The following is an 18,760-nucleotide window of genomic DNA, read 5'->3' on the forward strand; positions in this document are numbered from 1 at the left end:
AACAGAACAAATGCTACAAGTAATAGAAGCTTTAAAATGGAGGTATGCGACTAAAAAGTTTGATAACAAGCGTATGCTCTCTACCGCTCAAATAGATATTTTAAAAAATGCCTTTAATCTTACAGCCACAAGTTTTGGGTTACAGCCCGTACGACTTGTAATTATAAGTGATAAAAAGCAGCAAGAGGCTTTAGTACCTGTAACAATGAACCAGCAACAGGTGGCAGATGCTTCTCACGTACTTGTATTTTGTATAGAAAAAAACGTAGACGGCACCTATGTAGAAGATTACTTTAATAACGTCAAGGCTACACGCAACACACCAGACGAGGTTCTAAAACCTTTTAAAGATTATCTATTAGACCATTTTAAAAGCGTAAGTGTTTCAGATAATCATCTCTGGGCGACAAAGCAAGCATATCTCGCAATGGGTAATTTACTTACCGTTTGTGCGCTAGAAGAGATAGACGCCTGCCCTATGGAAGGTTTTTCTCCAGAAGGTTACAGCAAGGCGCTTGACCTAGATAAACACGGCATACAGCCAGTACTGGTTATGCCAGTAGGGTATAGAGCAGAAGATGATATGTTTTCTTCCTTAAAGAAGGTGAGAAAACCTATTGCAAATGCAGTTTTAGAATTATAGTATGTTTTGTAAATTGTAGGCAATTACAATATTGTGGCAAGATTGTTGTTTATTTCTAGAAGTTTTTAAATTTGCAACAGCCCTAAAACAACTATAATGAAAAAACTCATCGTCTTTTTACTACTCATTTCGGCAGCGACTATGCAAGCGCAGCAGGCAAAATGGTACACAGATTTTGATAAAGCAAAAAAAGTAGCACAGCGTCAAGGTAAGCCTATCTTAATGTATTTTACAGGTAGTGACTGGTGCGGCCCGTGCAAAATGCTTAAAAAAGATCTTTGGGAAACAGATAAATTTATCCAGCAGGCAGACGACTTTGTGCTACTCGAGATAGATATCCCTTTTAGAGAAGATATCATCACACCAGAGCAGAAAAAGAAAAATATGAAGCTGCAAGACAAGTATAATAGAGACAAATCTTTTCCTACCGTACTATTACTAGATGCAAATGGAAGAAGAAAAGACGAGGTGTCTGGATACAGTATGCTACGAGACACAGCACCGTACTACGCGTTTTTTGATAAAGCACGTCGCTTATAATAACGGTTCAAAAGAAATTATTTTAAAAGCGTTCAAGTAATTGGGCGCTTTTTTTTACGCTTTCGCGAAAGCGTAATAACACCCCATCAACTCTTACTTAGTAATTTGAGACGAAGGTATCTGTAAAGGTGATATCTTCTTATCTTTGCCCCACTCTAAAATAACATATGTCAAAAGTAGTTTTAATCACCGGTGCCTCTTCTGGTATAGGGCAAGCCATCGCACAGTTTTTAGTAAATCATTCATACACCGTCTATGGTACAAGCCGTAATCCTAAAAATAGTGTAGAAAATGGTGTGCATATGCTCGCACTTGATGTAACAAAGCCAGAAACCATAACGGCAGCAGTAGCCACACTCCTCAAAGCCGAAGGTAAAATAGACTACCTTATAAATAATGCAGGTATGGGCATAACCGGACCTCTTGAAGAAACTCCAGATACTGAGACGAGACGTGTTTTTGAAACAAATTACTTTGGCGCGCTAAAAGTGATTAAAGCAGTATTACCTACTATGCGAGCACAGCGCTCTGGTATGGTTATAAATATTACATCTATAGCTGGATATATGGGGTTACCGTATCGTGGTATTTACTCAGCTACAAAAGGTGCATTAGGTATCACTACAGAGGCATACCGTATGGAACTTAAAGAGTTTAATGTGAAGATGACTACCGTAGCACCAGGCGATTTTGCAACCAATATTGCTGCGGGTAGATATCACGCCCCCGTACTAGATAACTCACCTTATAAAGATAATTATAAGAACACGCTAGCTCTTATGGATGAGCACGTAGATAAAGGAATGGACACCGCTATTATGGCAAAAGTTATAAAGCGCGTTATGGAATCAAAAAATCCAAAAGTGCATTATCGAGTTGGGTTCTTTATGCAACGTTTTAGTATAGCACTTAAGCGTATGCTGCCAGATACTTGGTATGAAAAACTGTTGCTCAACCATTACGGCTTGTAGTTAACAAACAATTAATCCTTGTAAGGGAAACGACTTATCACTTTTAGCTACATTTGTGTATAATCAACAAAAGAAAAACCTATGAAATTTTTTATAGACACCGCAAACTTAGACCAGATTAGAGAAGCGCAAGACCTTGGTGTTCTTGACGGGGTAACTACAAACCCATCACTTATGGCAAAAGAAGGTATCACAGGCCGTGAGAATATCTTACAACACTATAAGGATATCTGTGCTATTGCTACAGGAGATGTGAGTGCAGAGGTAATCTCTACTACTTATGACGAGATGATTAAGGAAGGGGAGGAACTCGCTGCATTACACGAGCAAATTGTCGTAAAGGTGCCTATGATCAAGGACGGTATTAAGGCTATAAAATATTTTTCAGATAAAGGGATACGTACTAACTGTACCCTCGTATTTTCTTGTGGGCAAGCATTACTTGCTGCAAAGGCTGGTGCAACATATGTATCTCCATTTATAGGGAGACTAGATGATATCTCTACAGACGGACTTAATCTTATAGCGGAGATACGTCACATATATGATAACTATATGTTTGACACACAAATTCTAGCTGCCTCAGTAAGGCATACAATGCACGTAATAGATTGTGCAAAAATAGGGGCAGATGTTATGACAGGTCCTTTATCTTCTATAGAGGGATTATTAAGACACCCACTTACAGATAGTGGTCTTGCTAAGTTTCTAGCAGATTATGAGAAGGGTAACAAGTAAGCTTCATCAAATATTAAGCATAATAAAAGCCTCCATAATTAGGGAGGCTTTTTTATATGTGATTAATATGTGGTCTATTGATTTAAATAGGCAAGAAGCTCATTCTCAAACTTTGGACTGTGTATGTTTGCGTGGCTATTAAGAATCACTCCTTTTCTATCTAGCACTATTGTCTTGTTAATATCATTGAGTACAAGTTGCTTTCTTCCTAAAACGGGCTTTGCAAGTTGATATTCCATAAGAGAATTATAATTCTTATTGTCTAGATGACGTAACCATTTGTCTTGTTCCTTATTGACATTAATCGCAATAAAATTAAACTCAGGATATTTTTTTTGAAGGTCTTGAGCCTTTATATGAGAATTGTTCATATGTGACTTTCTTAAATAAGACCAGAAGTATAGTACCGTAGGTTTTGTAATGCGACTAGACAGCGTGTTCATTGCTAGGTTTGTGTCTACAATAAGAACATCTGGTATGACATTACCGGCCTCCATACTTTTATTATTTGCATAAAGGGCATCTATATCTGCTATCGTTTCTTGTGAAGAAGATACTGCTTTAATCTCATCAAACAAGGTTACCACTTCTTGAGAATTATTGCTGTTTGCAATAAAAATACGTGCCATCTGGTAGAGTAAACGTTCTTTAAGTGGCTCATTACTTACAATACTATCTATAACCGCAATCTGGTGGTGATTGTGTACGTAAGACATACGGTCGTAACTTGATGAGTCACCATACCTTAAAAAGCTTAGATGATTTATATACGAGCCCAGATATCTTCTAAAACCGTATAACTCATCTAGGTTTGGATTATTTATATCTACGCTTTCGCGAAAGCGGTAAAAGTCTCCAGGCAACGTTTCAATAAAATTCAGTTTGTCCTTACCATAATGAGCAAAAGGGTAAAGCTCCTTGCGCTGAAAATTGTCCATTTTAGAAACCGCCTTAGCAATATCTATAAAATCTTCAGAGTAGGTAGCTTCTGGATTGTTCAAAAATGTATTGAGTTCTTCTTGATGTATAATAGACATTGAGTCTAATGTCTTCTGAAAATTCTCTGGATTTTTTTGATATTTTCTTTTAAAGTTTTTGTTTTCAGACTCCCAGTGAAGGTACATATCTATGAGGAATGAACTCTTTTCTGAACCATAACCAGAGAAGCTTAAAGACTCATCAAACTCTTTTGTGTTTACACGTAACAGGATGCTGTCTCCTTCTTCAATATGAACAATCTGGTGTTCTCCGTGCTCAAAGCGGTAAAGGCCACTTTCAAAATTCTCCAGTTTGTATAAAAATCTATTACGTCTGTCTAGGGGTATACTGTCTGTGACTTTCTCACCTTTACGTAAAAGCACATAGCTCTGTACAGGGTTGATAATCTCACCACCTATATATGTTCCGTCTGCCTTGTCTTTGTCTTCAGAGATACAACTGCTTGTAAATACTACAAGTAATGAGAGAAGAGCGATGTGATATTTCATATAGGGTATTAATTTATGCTTTAAAGGTAAGCATAGCGCATTATTCTCAAAAATAAGTTTAACGGTGTGTTTAAGTTGTTAAAGCCACGTTAAAAGCATTTTACTATTCTAATGTTTAAAATTTCTTTAATTATAGGTATTTTTGCAGGCTCTAAACAGACAATTTTATGTTATCAGTTTCTAATCTTTCGGTTCAATTTGGTAAACGCGTTTTATTTGACGAGGTAAACACCTCGTTTCTTAATGGCAATTGCTATGGTATTATAGGTGCAAATGGTGCAGGAAAGTCAACGTTCCTTAAAATATTAACGGGACAGCAAGACCCTACCTCTGGTCACGTTCATCTAGAGCCAGGTAAACGTATGTCTGTACTAGAGCAAAATCATTATGCTTATGATGAGTTTGCGGTACTTGAGACTGTGGTAATGGGTAATAAGCCGTTATATAAAATCAAATCTGAGATTGATGCATTATATGCAGACTATTCTGATGAGAATGCAGACCGTATAGGAGAGCTTCAAGTACAGTTTGAAGAGATGAATGGATGGAATGCAGATAGTGACGCAGCTACAATGCTATCTAACCTTGGTATAAAAGAGGAGCTCCACCACACATCTATGGCCGATCTAGATGGTAAGCAGCGAGTACGTGTCTTAATTGCACAGGCGCTTTTTGGTAATCCAGATGTACTTATTATGGATGAGCCTACAAACGACCTGGATTATGAGACGATTGCTTGGTTAGAAAACTTCTTAGCAAACTATGAGAATTGTGTGATTGTGGTATCTCACGACCGTCACTTTCTTGATGCAGTTTGTACACACATATCAGATATAGATCACGGTAAGATCACTCACTATAGTGGTAACTATACCTTCTGGTATGAGTCATCTCAACTAGCAGCAAGACAACGAGCACAGCAAAACAAAAAAGCCGAAGAGAAGAAAAAGGAATTACAAGAGTTTATCGCTAGATTCTCTGCAAACGTTGCAAAATCTAAGCAAGCTACATCTCGTAAAAAGATGATAGATAAACTTAATATAGAAGAAATTAAGCCATCTAGCCGTCGTTACCCGGGTATTATATTTGACAGAGATCGTGAGGCTGGAGATCAGATTTTTAATTGTGCTGGTCTTACTGCAAGTCTAGATGGGGATACACTATTTAAGGGCGTAGATATAAACTTAAATAAAGGAGATAAAGCTGTATTATTCTCTCGAGATAGTCGTGCTACTACAGCATTTTACGAGATTATAAATGGTAATCAAACTGCAGATAGTGGTAGCTTTGATTTTGGAGTAACAACAACACAATCTTACCTGCCACTAGATAACTCATCATATTTTCAAGATGGGACTCTTAACCTTGTAGACTGGCTGCGCCAGTATGCACAAACAGAAGAGGAGAGGGAAGAGGTTTTTTTAAGAGGTTTCTTAGGTAAAATGATTTTTTCTGGCGAAGAAGCTCTTAAAAAATCTGATGTTTTATCTGGGGGAGAAAAAGTGCGTTGTATGATTTCAAAAATGATGATGAAGCGTGCAAATATCTTAATGGTTGATGAACCTACAAACCACTTAGACCTTGAGTCTATTACAGCCTTTAATAATGCGCTTAAAAACTTTAAGGGCACTGTAATGCTCACAACACACGATCACGAGTTTGCAAGCACAGTAGGTAACCGTGTAATAGAGCTTACTCCTAAAGGAGTTATAGATCGCTTTATGAACTTTGATGAGTATATGAGTGATAAGAGCATCAGAGAACAGCGTATGGCGATGTACGAGTAGGCTACTCGCTTACTTTTTATTAGTGAAGTAAGAGATGAGCATATAAATACAGAATATACTTAACGCACCGCTTATTATAATGCGAAGCATAGGTAACTCTTCACCTTTTAATAAAGGTGATAAGCGCCATAAGGAGTATAATAAGAAGAGTACATAAAAGATAAGACGGCCAGGAGATACTCCTGGCTTTTTCTTTTCTGTAGTATTTCTAGTGATTGTTTTTATGGGTGTACTTTGCGATTCTTCTTGTGAGAGTGAGTTGAGCTCATCATCTGTGAGGGCATTTGTTTTAAAATCTTCTAGTGTGGCTGCTACAATATGCTTAGCTTTTACAAGATGTTCCTTGTCAACCAGTAATCTAGATTGATCTGGAGAGCCTAGTGCATAGCCGGCTAGCTTTGCACTCTCATTATCATCTCTTAGTATACTAGGGATTCCTTTTTCTTCTAGAATGATCTGTAAACGCTTTGTCTCAATGGCAGACCCAGTGTGGATCTTCTCATAACGGGAATCTGATAGTATACTCATATAGTTATCTTGTTTTATCGTAAGTGCTATTCCATATCGCTTTATTGAAATTTTTACCTAATGCAAAGGCATAAAATAATACAATAGCTCCTATAGACTTAAACATAAAGAAAAAGACCATAACATCTTGACTTAAATCTTGATTCTTTGTAAAAAGACCGTCTGGTATAAGCATAGTAGCGACTAGACTTATTAAAAGGGTGGTTACAATTAGATTTTCAAAAGATTTAAACGACCAAGCCCACTGTCTTCTAAAGGGGTTAAGATCATTTCCCCATTTATGTATGAGGTAGTAATATCCATTACCCATAGGAGCAAAAAGTAAAGGGTCATCTGCTTTTTCTAGTACAAACATTTTTGACGGTGCTATGATTTTAAAACCATCTAGTTCTGTATTGTGCGTGTTTTCAAGATATTTAATATTGTCTAGCGCTTGCTGTGGATATTTCCCTTTAAAGTACTTTGTATCTAGAAAGCGAAGTCTATAATCTATACAAATCTTCTCTATTTGTTTAATATGGAAGATATTTTCGGTTGCTAGTAAGTCTATGTTAAACTCATTGTAACCTGAGCCTGAAGGGCTATTAAGGGTTTTTATGATTCCGCTTTCGCGAAAGCGGTCTTGTTTAAAAATAGCTTCTACTTGAGCCAGAATATCTTGCTCTTGCTCACTCTTGCTGCGCTCACGTAATAATTTATCGTGAATGTTTGTTCTGGTTAATAGCATCTCTTTTTTTCTACTAAATATACAATACAAAAGCCGCAATGTCAATGCACTGGTCGTACTGCACAAAATTATTGAAACTATTAAACAAATGTGTTAAGGTTTTAAGAGCAATACACAGTGTTTATTTAAATAGTAGATGTCGAAATTCTATATCATAAAAAAAGTCCCAAATTCTATTAAGAATTTGGGACTTGAAGTAATTTGTAAAGTGATTATCTAAGTGTTGCTCCTAGTTCTTTTTCAAAACGTTGTTGCAGTTTGTTCATCACTTTGTCAATATTCTTATCTGTAAGTGTTTTGTTTTCATCTTGTAATAAGAAACTCACAGCATAACTTTTCTTTCCTTCTGGCAAGTTTTTACCCTCGTATACATCAAAAAGGTTTACGTCTTTGAGAAGTTTCTTTTCCGTTTGTTTTGCAATGGTTTCAATTTCTTCAAACTGAACTTTTGTATCTAGTAACAAAGCAAAGTCACGTCTTACGGCAGGGTATTTTGGTATTTCCTTAAACACTACTTTGTTGCGAGCAGCAATCTCTAAGACCGCATCCCAGTTAAAGTCTGCAAAGTATACGTCTTGAGAAATATCAAAATTCTTTAAAACACTTTTCTTTACAATACCGTAGGTTACCACTTCTTGTTTTCCAAGAGATAAACCTACCGCTTCAGAAAATAAATCATTCTTAACACTCGCACTACGTAGTCGAGCTATATTTAACTTTTCAAGTAACGCTGTTACGACTCCTTTTAAGTAAAAGAAGTTAGTAGGTGCGCTTGTATTTGCCCAAGACTCATCTGTACGATTACCTGTTACAAATAAGGCAAGGTGCTTATCTTCTTTGCGCTCACCAGGGTAGTTGTGATACGTTTTTCCAAACTCAAAAAGCTTGAGATCACTACGGCGACGATTTATATTATACGAGATTGCCTCAAGTCCAGAAAACAGCATAGACTGTCTCATAACGCTAAGCTCTTTACCTAGCGGGTTAAGCATCTCTACATTATATGCCTCTTTTAAATTTTCAGAAAGAGCAGTATAAGCTGGAGTGGTAAGGCTGTTTGCCATCATCTCATAGAAACCTTGTGCCGCGAGTTGATTACCCACTACATCACTTACTCTGTGATCATCAAATTTTGAGGTAGATGATACGGTAGCATTAAGCTTGTTGCCAAAAGAGATGTTGTTATAACCGTATACACGTAGTATCTCTTCTATAACATCTGCCTCTCTAGTTACATCGTTTCTAAAAGCTGGTATGGTCATACCTATACCACTTTCTGTTACATTATTAATTTTAATATCTAGTGACATTAATATTTCCTTAATCACCTCACGAGGTAATTCTTGACCTATAAGTTTTGTAGTATTATCAAAGTTTAAGAACACCTGCTGGTCTTCTATCTTTTTTGGGTAGATGTCTACTATCTCGCTTGTAATCTCTCCACCGGCAATCTCCATAATAAGTATGGCAGCTCTCGTAAGCGCATACTCAGTAATATTAGGATCTATACCTCTCTCAAAACGGAAAGATGCGTCTGTATTAAGCCCGTGGCGCTTTGCTGTTTTACGTACTGCTACAGGGTTAAAGTAAGCGCTTTCTAAAAAGATGGCATTTGTATTTTCTGAAACACCACTATGTAAACCGCCAAAAACTCCAGCAATACACATAGGCTTCTCTGCATCACAGATCATAAGATCATCTTCGTGTAGTTCACGTTCTACACCATCTAGTGTCGTAAACTTTGTTCCAGCTTCTAGTGTGCGTACTTCAATCTTTTCTCCAGTGATTTTACTAAGGTCAAAGGCGTGTAGCGGTTGCCCTAGCTCGTGAAGTACATAATTAGTCGCATCTACAATATTATTAATAGGCGAGAGGCCTATAGCTTTAAGTCTGTGTTGTAACCACTCTGGCGAGTCTCCTACTTTAAGACCGCTTATCACAACTCCCGCGTAGCGTGGTGCTTTTTCTGAGTCTAGTACATCTACATCTATTTTATGTACACGCTTTTCTATTTTAAAAGAAGAAGTAGATGGAGTGATAAGTCCTTTGTTTATCTCTTTTTGTAACAATCCAGCTTTGAGATCACGGGCAACACCCCAGTGGCTCATAGCATCTGCACGGTTAGGCGTGAGGCCTATTTCAAAAACTTGATCATTTTCTATTTCAAAAACTTGAGCAGCTGGTGTTCCTGGTACAAGCGCCTCGTCTAGTATCATAATACCATCGTGACTCATACCTAGACCTAGCTCATCCTCTGCACAGATCATACCGTGAGATTCCTCACCACGTATTTTTCCTTTCTTAATTTTCCACGCTTCACCTTCTGCTGTGTATAGCATAGTGCCTATAGTTGCAACTGGTACTTTTTGATCTGCAGCTACATTTGGCGCACCACAAACTATCTGTACAGGAGCCTCAGCACCTATGTCTACCGTAGTTACTTTAAGCTTGTCTGCATTGCTGTGTTGCTCGCAGGTAAGCACGTGACCTATTACAATCCCTTCTAGACCGCCTTTTACACTTTGGTATGTATCTATACCTTCTATCTCTAGACCTAGGTCTGTTAGGAGTTCGCCAGTTTTTTCGGCATCCCAATCTATATCAATAAACTGCTTTAACCAGTTGTAAGAAATTTTCATAAAAATGAAGCTTTTTGAAGTAGGCAAATATAGGATAAGTAAGCAAGTAGGCAAAGGAGAAGAGGTAGTATCTGTGTAGTTTTTTACGCTTTCGCGAAAGCGTATATATCCCCATTTCACTACTTATAATCACATATTTTGTACTTGCATAATAAAGTGATTATCACGTCTTTTTTAAAGTTGTTGTTACTAAGTCGTTGGGTAATCGCTTGACTGAAAAAGAGGTAGGTATTTACTAGAGTGTGAGGTGGCATATAGTGGTGTGTGCCTAAAAACAGTATGCCTAGAGTGCTGTGAGGACTAAGCTACTGTATATAAGTGTCTAGCAGTTTGTAACTATTATCACTGTTTCTTGAGAAGGTACCATAGAGAGTTTCAAATTCATTTAATGTAGGTTCAAGTTGCTCGCATACGGTATTGCAGTCTATAGTAATATCATTAAGTAGTGCATAATTACTACTACTGTCTGATGTGATAAAAGTATCTTGTGTATCGCTGTATTGAGTAAGCAATCTTAGGTCAAAAGTTTCTGTTGTAGACCCTTCAGATTGCTCAATAATCCTTAAAAAGTCATACTCTGTGCTACCTGCATCTGCAGGAGGGTTTGGAACTGAATATTTTGCCACAGCTATCGTATAATTTGTGCCTAATTCTGGTATGAAGCCATTTACGCCTCCGTAAAGTATAAAAAAGTCTTCTTCGTCTTCAGGACGCACTAGATTAAAGAGTCCGTTGTCTAGAGCAGTAGCGGTAATTTTGTAATGCTTATACTCTAGTGTAGTATTATTTATAAAAATACGATTGTCTTCTTCTGTGTTAACGCTGTCATCTGTAGAGCAGCTTGCCAGTAATATTGCGATTATTGTGTAAAGCGTAAGGGTGAATCTAATGTTCATAAGGGTATCTTTTAATTAAGATGAAGTGATGAGCATAAGGTTGCGCTACAGTATGTTAAGCGATTGTTATGTTTGAATACTTAAGAGATATAACTCCAGATATTTTTAAACTTCATCATCTGGGCATACATAAAGCGTATGATCTGGTTTTCTTCTTTCTCAAACTTAGGATCGTCTTTTACCAGTTGCCAGGCGTAGCTTCTGGCTACTTTAAGAATGTCATTGTCACGTATAATATCTGCTATTTTAAGGTTGAGCGCGCCACTTTGCTGGGTTCCTGTAATGTCGCCTGGACCTCGTAGCTTGAGATCTACCTCTGCTATTTCAAAGCCATCATTAGTGCGTGTCATTGTCTCTAGGCGCACTTTGCTATCGCTAGAGAGTTTGTGGCTGGTCATAAGGATGCAATAGCTTTGCTCTGCACCTCGACCTACACGACCACGCAGCTGGTGTAACTGGCTTAGCCCAAAACGCTCTGCACTCTCAATAATCATCACAGAAGCGTTAGGAACATTTACGCCAACTTCTATTACGGTTGTGGCGACCATAATTTGAGTTTCACCTTTTATAAAGCGATTCATTTCAATTTCTTTATCGTCTGGTTTCATCTTTCCGTGCACGATAGAAATCTGATATTCTGGCATCGGAAATTCACGAGAAATACTCTCGTAGCCATCCATCAAATCTTTGTAATCCATCGCCTCAGATTCTTGTATTAATGGGTACACAATATAGACCTGTCTACCTAGGGCAATTTCGTCCCTTATAAACTTAAAAACTTTGAGTCTATTTGCGTCATATCTATGTACCGTTTTTATGGCTTTTCTGCCCGGTGGTAACTCATCAATTACACTCACATCTAGATCACCATAAACGGTCATCGCAAGGGTGCGGGGGATAGGGGTGGCGGTCATCACAAGTACGTGTGGTGGGTACTCATTTTTGTGCCATAACTTACTGCGTTGCTTTACCCCAAAACGGTGTTGCTCATCTATCACTGCGAGCCCAAGATTCTTAAATTTTACCTTGTCTTCTAGTAGAGCGTGTGTACCTATAAGGATGTCTAGCTCACCATTTTCTAGCTGCTCGTGTATGATTTTACGTTCTGAAGCTTTAGTTGAACCTTGAAGTAATGAAATACTGGTATTCAGTTCTTTACATAATTCTAATAATCCTTGATAGTGTTGCACTGCCAGGATGGCAGTAGGCGCCATTAAACAAGCCTGAAAACCGTTGTCAAGTGCTATTAACATTGACATAAGCGCTACTATGGTCTTCCCAGAACCCACATCTCCCTGTAAAAGCCTGTTCATTTGTGCATTTGTACCTAGGTCGTGACGTATTTCTTTAAGAACACGTTTTTGTGCACCGGTCAACTCAAAGGGTAAATGGTCATTATAAAACTCTGTAAAAATGGGACCAACTTTCTCAAAAGGATATCCTTTTATTTTAGTCTTATGGTTTACATTTTTAAAGGCAAGTTGTAGCTGGATATAAAAAAATTCTTCAAATTTTAATCGGTATTGAGCACGTGCAAGATGCTCTTGAGATTGCGGAAAATGAACGTTTAAAAGTGCCTCTCTTTTTGGCATTAATTTGAGCTCTGTAACAAGGGGTTTTGAGAGGCTCTCAAAGAGGTGATTTTTTGCCTCCATAAAGAGGGTTTGCATCACTCCATTTACCACCTTATTTGTGATGCCACGATTAGATAATTTTTCGGTAGATGGGTACACGGGTTGCATTGCAGATCGTATACTTTTCTCGTGCTCAGAAAGCAGTTCCATCTCTGGATGTGGCATCGAGAATTTACCGTTGTAATAATTACATTTTCCAAAAATCACATAAGGCGTATTCATCTTGATACCCTCCTTGATCCATTTATGACCTCTAAACCATACTAACTCCATCTGTCCACCATCATCTCTAAAGGTTGCCACAAGCCTGCGACCTTTGCCCTCTATCATTTTCATACTGGTAAACTTCCCTATAATCTGCACCTCTGCATTGCTACGCTCAAGCTCGCTTATCTTATAATAGCGCGTTTTATCAATATACCTGTGCGGGAAAAGATGCATTAGGTCCTGAAAGGTGTGTATGCCTAGCTCAGACCGCAATAAGTCTGCTCTGTTAGGACCTACGCCTTTAAGGTAATCTATGGGAGTTTGTAAAAATGTGGGATTCATTAAAAGTAAAAATAAGCCTTTAACTCAAATTTTCGAATGCCTGTATAAAAGATACTGGCTCAAAAGTTGTTATTTTGAGTATATGAAATACCTATTGCTCGCTATTATAACGTTGTCCGCTTTCGCGAAAGCGTATACCCAAGAAATATCTGCTCAAACCAAAACCGTTGATTTTAAGGAAGTTACCGCTTCCTTATCGCTTGATTTTGACACAAAATCTGTTTTAGGAAAAGTGACTACAACCTTTACCGCATTACAAGACGTAAATCAAGTTGTGATGGATGGAAAGGCGATGCAGCTTGTAGATAAAACACCTGCGTTTGCTATAAGTACAACAGATACTACCATAGTCTTTAATGGGACGTTTAAAGCTGGGGTGACCTATAAAGCAACTTTTGACTACTCAGTGCAACCTTCACAGGCTGCATATTTTGTAAATAACAATGGGAGTGAGCAGTTCTGGACGCAAGGACAAGGTAAGTATACCTCACACTGGCTGCCTAGTATAGATGATATGAATGATAAAATCATATTTGATCTTAAAGTGACGGGACACAATAGGCATACAGTTATTGCAAATGGCGTAGCTGCAAAAACATTAAAGGATTATAATGTGCTAGTTTCAGAATTTGATATGGAAAAACCTATAGCAAGTTATCTCGTGGCGCTTGTGGTGGGAAATTATGATGTAAAAACAGCTACCGCCGCGTCTGGTGTACCTTTAGAATATTACTATTATCCAGAAGACTCGTTGCAGGTAGAAGCTACTTATAGATACTCCAAGGAGGTTTTTGACTTTTTAGAACGTAAAATAGGCGTGCCGTTTCCTTTTAGGGTGTATAAGCAAGTACCTGTAAAAGATTTCTTGTATGCAGGTATGGAGAATGCGAGTTGCACCATCTTTTCTGACGATTTTATGGTAAATGCAATAGGCTTTACAGATCGTAATTATGTAAACGTAAATGCACACGAGCTTGCACACCAGTGGTTTGGAGATCTTGTGACAGAAACTAAAAGTGAGCACCACTGGCTACAGGAGGGGTTTGCCACTTACTATGCACTTCTCGCCGAACGCGAGATCTTTGGGGATGACTATTTTTATTTTAAACTCTTTGAGACTGCAGAGCAGTTACGAGCTTTAAGCGATCAAGGCAAGGGGCAAAAGCTTGTCGCTTCTGGAGGAAGTAGTCTTACCTATTATCAAAAAGGTGCTTGGGCAATACACATATTACGAGAGCGAGTAGGGGCAAACACCTTTGATCTCGCTGTGCAGAATTATCTTAAAAAGTATGCATATAAAAATGTATCTACAGAAGATTTTATGACAGAGGTTGAGGCGCTAGCTACGGTAGATCTCACAGACTTTAAGAAGAACTGGTTATACCAGTCTGCTTTTCAAGCAGAAGATGCCTTACAGTCGCTTAAAAAGAGCGAATTTATGCAACAGTACTTTAGATTACAGTCAGGTAGAGAAGCTCCGTTATCAAATAAGTTTACACAACTTATGGATGCTGTAACCTCTGGTAACGACTACCTAGGGCAAGAGGCGGTATACCAAGCGGCTCAAGAATCTATAAACGCGACACTGCCTGTTTTTAAACAAGCTATAAGTTCTGATAACGTCTTTATACGTCAGGCTGTAGCTACATCGCTAGAAAATGTACCCAAATCACTGGCTACAGATTTTTACAAGTTGCTTAAAGATGATAGCTATGTCACCCGCGAGCAGGCAATGATTAAATTATGGGTGTACCACCAGCAGCGCAATGATCCTGCATCACAACGCAAGGTGCTTGATATGATGGATGGGCAGTTTGGGTTTCAAGACGGGAACTTACGTACCTTATGGCTAGCATTATCACTGGCAACACCAGAGTATAAGCCGTCACAATCTTTTGGGCGATATCAAGAACTCATAAGTTACACACAACCAGAACAACCTTACCAGTTGCGACAAAATGCCTTTAACTACCTGCGCCAGTTAGGCTCTTTTGAAAAGGAAAGCTTACAAGCACTCGTAGAGGCGAGTGTACATCACGTATGGCGCTTTCGCGAAAGCGCAAGAAAACTACTCAAAGAGCAACTTAAAAACCCTAAGAATCTTGCAATCATAAAAGAATTTGCTGCCACCCTTACCGAAAAGGAAGTTGCCTATCTAAAGCGGGTAGATGTGTTGTAACTAGATTATCTCGCTTACCTCTTGCTTTATATATTGTAGCGCAGTCTCACTAGGCGCTACGCTGTCCATAAGATCACGTAGCAATGTCTCACGCAGTTGATCGCTAGATGCAACCCTGCTGCTCATATTAGTCTTACGTATGATGGCGGCAGTACTACTTTTTGCCGTGCGCACTACGTTCCAGCATTCTTGTGTTACATAAATTTGCTGCGCTAGGTTATATTCAAATTCTTCATTTATTGTGCGCAGTAACAGTGCTTCATAATCGTTAGGATCATCATTATACGGTTTTACACGTGTAACTAGTTTGCCAGGAGAGATACGCTCTAGAAATAGTGTAAGACGCTCGTAGGCTTGTAGTTTTTGTGGTAGCGCGTTTGCCTGATTGTCTTTATGTAATAAAAAACGACGACGTCCTTCTTGTTCTTTTGTAAACTGGTTAAAGAAGTAGTAGGCTAGTAGCGCTACAACTATGGCTGGAAGAAGGTTAAAAGCAAGGTTTGTTAGGTCTTGAGTCATTGGTTGTATTGGGTTTAAAGCTGGTTATTTTTATAACTAGTGTACACTATTTTTAGTATGTGCAATGTATTGAGAGACGTTAATAACGCACGTCATCCATATCTATTTCTTTGGCTACTTCTTTTTTATTGTAGTTTCCACCTAGGTCTGGACACTTCATAAGTGCTTTTGTACTTTTAAAAGGAACAGCTACTTTATTGTAACCATAAACATCTGCTAGGGTTTGCGTTAGGTTTTTATCACCTAGGTTGATATCTACATCATCCATTGTGAGTTGGGCTGGGTGCTCATAGCCACAGGCACGAGTAATCTCTAGTAATTCCTTTTTAAAGTTTTTAAAGTAGTAGTGTGTTCGCTCTGCTTTGTCTTCTATGTTAATACCACGCTGCAGCCACTTGTTTTGTGTAGCAACACCTGTAGGACAGGTGTTGTTGTGACATACTTTAGCTTGTATACAACCCACAGCAAGCATTGCCTCACGTGCTACGTTTATACAATCTACGCCCATAGCAAACGCCATTGCAGCCTTTGCTGGGAAGCCTAGCTTGCCAGAGCCTATAAAAACTACACGATCTGTGAGTTTGTATTCTTTAAAGATTTTATAAATATCAGAAAATCCATATACCCAAGGCACTGCTACGTGGTCTGCAAAACTAGGTGGCGCAGCTCCCGTACCACCTTCACCACCATCTACTGTAATAAAGTCTGGCCCCTTGCCAGTGCTTGCCATAACTTGAGCAAGCTCTCTCCAGGCATCAAGTTTACCTATAGCGGCTTTAATACCTACGGGTAATCCAGTCTCGGTTGCAATACCTTCTACAAAATCTACAAGTTCTGGTACGTTTGAGAATGCTTTGTGATTAGGAGGGGATAAGACGTCTTCGCCTTGTTTTACTCCGCGTATCTCTGCGATTTCTTTTGTGATTTTAGACCCTGGTAAAACGCCTCCTTTCCCTGGTTTTGCACCTTGAGAGAGTTTTACCTCTATGGCACGCACCTGCGGATTTTCTGAAACGAGTTTCTTCATTTTAGGCATTGAGAAACCACCTTCTTCACTTCTCACACCAAAATATCCTGTACCAAAATGAAAAACAACATCACCGCCTTTTTTGTGGTATGGAGATAACCCACCCTCACCAGTATTATGATATGCATAAGCCTTTGCACAACCTCGATTGAGAGACTCTATAGCTTTCGCCGAAAGGCTACCATAACTCATCGCACTTACATTAATTATTGAACTAGGTCTATAAGGACGTGCTCTTCTTCCTGCTCCCATTACTTTTGCACACGCTAGGAAGTATGGATCTTTTGCATTAGGGTGATCCTTTTCTACCTTATAAGGCATCATCGCATTGTTTATAAAAATGTAATGAGACTGGTTAATATCACGGTCTGTTCCAAAACCTTCGTAATTATTTTCATTTTTTGCAGAGGCATAAATCCACCCGCGTTCTATACGGTTAAAGGGTAGTTCCTCACGATTATTTGCCACAATATACTGGCGTAGCTCTGGACCTATACTTTCAAGCATATATCTAAAGTGGCCTACTACAGGGAAGTTTTTTAAAATAATATGCTTTTTCTGTATAAAGGTGTCATAAATAGCTACAAGTACTACAACGAGTATGAGCCACATCCACCAAGAAATTGCACCTAAGAATGATAAAATAGAATCCATAAACTATATTTTTTTTACTAAAATACGACTAGAAGCAATTTGAATTGTAATTTTTAAGTCAACTTTGTTAAACACACATTGTAAATTGTGACGAATTTAAATCATATCGCTTGAAAAAGAATCGCATAACCCTCATAATTGGATTACTATTATTTGTACAAATGCTCGTTGTACGACTACTAGCTTTATATCCACAAGCTGTAGAGCAATGGTACAGTAATGGGATATACCCTGTGATTTCAAAAGGTTTTAGATATGCTTTTGGGTGGCTGCCTTTTTCCTTTGGAGATATTATGTATGCGGTTTTAATAGTGCTTGCGGTACGTGAGATTGTAATCTTGATAAGAAATAGATTTAAGACCATCAAGTCATTCTTACTACGGACCCTTGCGATGCTTTCTATTGTATATTTTGCATTTCACATTCTTTGGGGGATGAATTATTACCGCTTACCACTACACAAGTCCTTGTCAATAGATAATGAGTATACCACACAAGAGCTCGTGTCACTTACAGAAAAACTTCTTAATAATAGCAATAGATTACACAAGGCACTTGCTGTAAATGATAGTGCGGTGGTTAATTACGCTTTCGCGAAAGCGGAAATATTTAATCAAACTCTGAACGGCTATGAAGCCTTACAACAGAAGTTTCCTTCCTTGCAATACCCTCCTAAAAGTATAAAAAACTCATTATTGCGATATCCGCTATCTGTTATGGGATATAGTGGTTATCTCAACCCCATTACAAATGAGGCGCAAATAAATGGAATGGTACCTGCTCACAGGTGGCCTGTTATATCTTGTCACGAGCAAGCACACCAGCTAGGGTTTGCCAAAGAAAATGAGGCAAACTTTATGGCAGTTATGGCTACGCTTAATAATGAGAATATACATTTTCAATACTCGGGAAGTATTTTTGCACTTAGGTATTGCCTTAATGATGTGTACCGCCGAGACAAAGAGCTAGGTAATTTATTAAAAAGTAAGGTACATCCTGGTATACTAGCACAGTATCAACTCTCCAGAGACTTTTGGGATGAGATGGATAACCCGCTTGAGCCCTTATTTGATCTCTTTTATAGTAACTACCTTAAGGCAAATAACCAGCCGGGTGGTTTAGAAAGCTACAGTTATATGGTTGCATTACTGGTGAACTATGACAAGCAGTTTCCTGAGACTTTTTGATGTTAAAAGTCTCTTAAATATTTATTAAACCTTAACGCTTGCTTAACAAGGTAGT

The 18,760-nt window shown here is 38.4% G+C and carries 15 protein-coding genes; 7 read left to right on the forward strand and 8 right to left on the reverse strand.

From position 1 onward, the window contains the following. Positions 1-10 precede the first annotated feature (10 nt). The 4 genes from ABVM49_RS10560 to fsa all read left to right on the forward strand — a co-directional run bounded on the left by ABVM49_RS10560 (position 11) and on the right by fsa (position 2,892). On the forward strand, positions 11-643 hold the full coding sequence (locus ABVM49_RS10560) for an NAD(P)H-dependent oxidoreductase (RefSeq protein ID WP_405201839.1): 633 nt from the start codon (positions 11-13) through the stop codon (positions 641-643). 96 nt (positions 644-739) lie between these two features. Further along, entirely contained in the window at positions 740-1,183 is a 444-nt protein-coding gene (locus ABVM49_RS10565) for a thioredoxin family protein (RefSeq protein ID WP_021778823.1), read from the forward strand. A gap of 167 nt (positions 1,184-1,350) precedes the next feature. Then, on the forward strand, positions 1,351-2,154 hold the full coding sequence (locus ABVM49_RS10570; protein WP_405201840.1) for an SDR family oxidoreductase: 804 nt from the start codon (positions 1,351-1,353) through the stop codon (positions 2,152-2,154). 81 nt (positions 2,155-2,235) lie between these two features. Next, positions 2,236-2,892: a fructose-6-phosphate aldolase gene (gene fsa, locus ABVM49_RS10575; protein ID WP_021778825.1), complete on the forward strand. Its 657-nt coding sequence runs from the start codon at positions 2,236-2,238 to the stop codon at positions 2,890-2,892. A 74-nt stretch (positions 2,893-2,966) separates the two neighbouring features. Here fsa and ABVM49_RS10580 read toward each other — a convergent pair whose 3' ends face one another. Continuing rightward, positions 2,967-4,379 (reverse strand): TlpA family protein disulfide reductase, encoded by a 1,413-nt coding sequence (locus ABVM49_RS10580; protein ID WP_405201841.1) that lies wholly within the window; start codon positions 4,377-4,379, stop codon positions 2,967-2,969. Between the two features lie 167 nt (positions 4,380-4,546). Between ABVM49_RS10580 and ABVM49_RS10585 the strand changes: the two genes are divergently transcribed. Then, entirely contained in the window at positions 4,547-6,166 is a 1,620-nt protein-coding gene (locus tag ABVM49_RS10585) for an ABC-F family ATP-binding cassette domain-containing protein (RefSeq protein ID WP_021778827.1), read from the forward strand. A 9-nt stretch (positions 6,167-6,175) separates the two neighbouring features. On the opposite strand, the gene ABVM49_RS10590 is transcribed toward ABVM49_RS10585, so the two are convergent. The 5 genes from ABVM49_RS10590 to recG all read right to left on the reverse strand — a co-directional run bounded on the left by ABVM49_RS10590 (position 6,176) and on the right by recG (position 13,139). Next, positions 6,176-6,694: a putative signal transducing protein gene (locus ABVM49_RS10590; RefSeq protein WP_405201842.1), complete on the reverse strand. Its 519-nt coding sequence runs from the start codon at positions 6,692-6,694 to the stop codon at positions 6,176-6,178. A gap of 4 nt (positions 6,695-6,698) precedes the next feature. Beyond that, the gene (locus tag ABVM49_RS10595; protein WP_405201843.1) at positions 6,699-7,421 is read right to left on the reverse strand and encodes a hypothetical protein; all 723 of its coding nucleotides are present in this window, start codon (positions 7,419-7,421) and stop codon (positions 6,699-6,701) included. A gap of 212 nt (positions 7,422-7,633) precedes the next feature. Beyond that, positions 7,634-10,060, reverse strand: a complete 2,427-nt coding sequence (pheT, locus tag ABVM49_RS10600) for a phenylalanine--tRNA ligase subunit beta (RefSeq protein ID WP_405201844.1) — start codon at positions 10,058-10,060, stop codon at positions 7,634-7,636. Between the two features lie 305 nt (positions 10,061-10,365). Continuing rightward, a complete protein-coding gene (locus tag ABVM49_RS10605; protein ID WP_405201846.1) occupies positions 10,366-10,956 on the reverse strand; it encodes a DUF4377 domain-containing protein in 591 nt (196 codons plus the stop codon). A gap of 80 nt (positions 10,957-11,036) precedes the next feature. Continuing rightward, the gene (recG, locus tag ABVM49_RS10610) at positions 11,037-13,139 is read right to left on the reverse strand and encodes an ATP-dependent DNA helicase RecG (RefSeq protein WP_405201848.1); all 2,103 of its coding nucleotides are present in this window, start codon (positions 13,137-13,139) and stop codon (positions 11,037-11,039) included. Between the two features lie 82 nt (positions 13,140-13,221). Between recG and ABVM49_RS10615 the strand changes: the two genes are divergently transcribed. Next, positions 13,222-15,318 carry a M1 family metallopeptidase gene (locus ABVM49_RS10615; RefSeq protein WP_405201849.1) on the forward strand — a complete coding sequence of 699 codons (2,097 nt, stop codon included), beginning with the start codon at positions 13,222-13,224 and terminating at the stop codon, positions 15,316-15,318. Here the strand turns inward: ABVM49_RS10615 and ABVM49_RS10620 are convergent, their stop codons facing one another. Then, the gene (locus tag ABVM49_RS10620) at positions 15,319-15,837 is read right to left on the reverse strand and encodes a hypothetical protein (protein WP_405201851.1); all 519 of its coding nucleotides are present in this window, start codon (positions 15,835-15,837) and stop codon (positions 15,319-15,321) included. A gap of 79 nt (positions 15,838-15,916) precedes the next feature. Then, on the reverse strand, positions 15,917-17,518 hold the full coding sequence (locus ABVM49_RS10625; protein WP_375251817.1) for an FMN-binding glutamate synthase family protein: 1,602 nt from the start codon (positions 17,516-17,518) through the stop codon (positions 15,917-15,919). Between the two features lie 110 nt (positions 17,519-17,628). On the opposite strand from ABVM49_RS10625, the gene ABVM49_RS10630 reads away from it, so the two are divergent. Next, positions 17,629-18,705: a DUF3810 domain-containing protein gene (locus ABVM49_RS10630; RefSeq protein WP_405201852.1), complete on the forward strand. Its 1,077-nt coding sequence runs from the start codon at positions 17,629-17,631 to the stop codon at positions 18,703-18,705. Positions 18,706-18,760: the final 55 nt, after the last annotated feature.

Source organism: Dokdonia sp. LLG6352-1, from assembly GCF_045055815.1.
Lineage (GTDB): Bacteria > Bacteroidota > Bacteroidia > Flavobacteriales > Flavobacteriaceae > Dokdonia > Dokdonia donghaensis.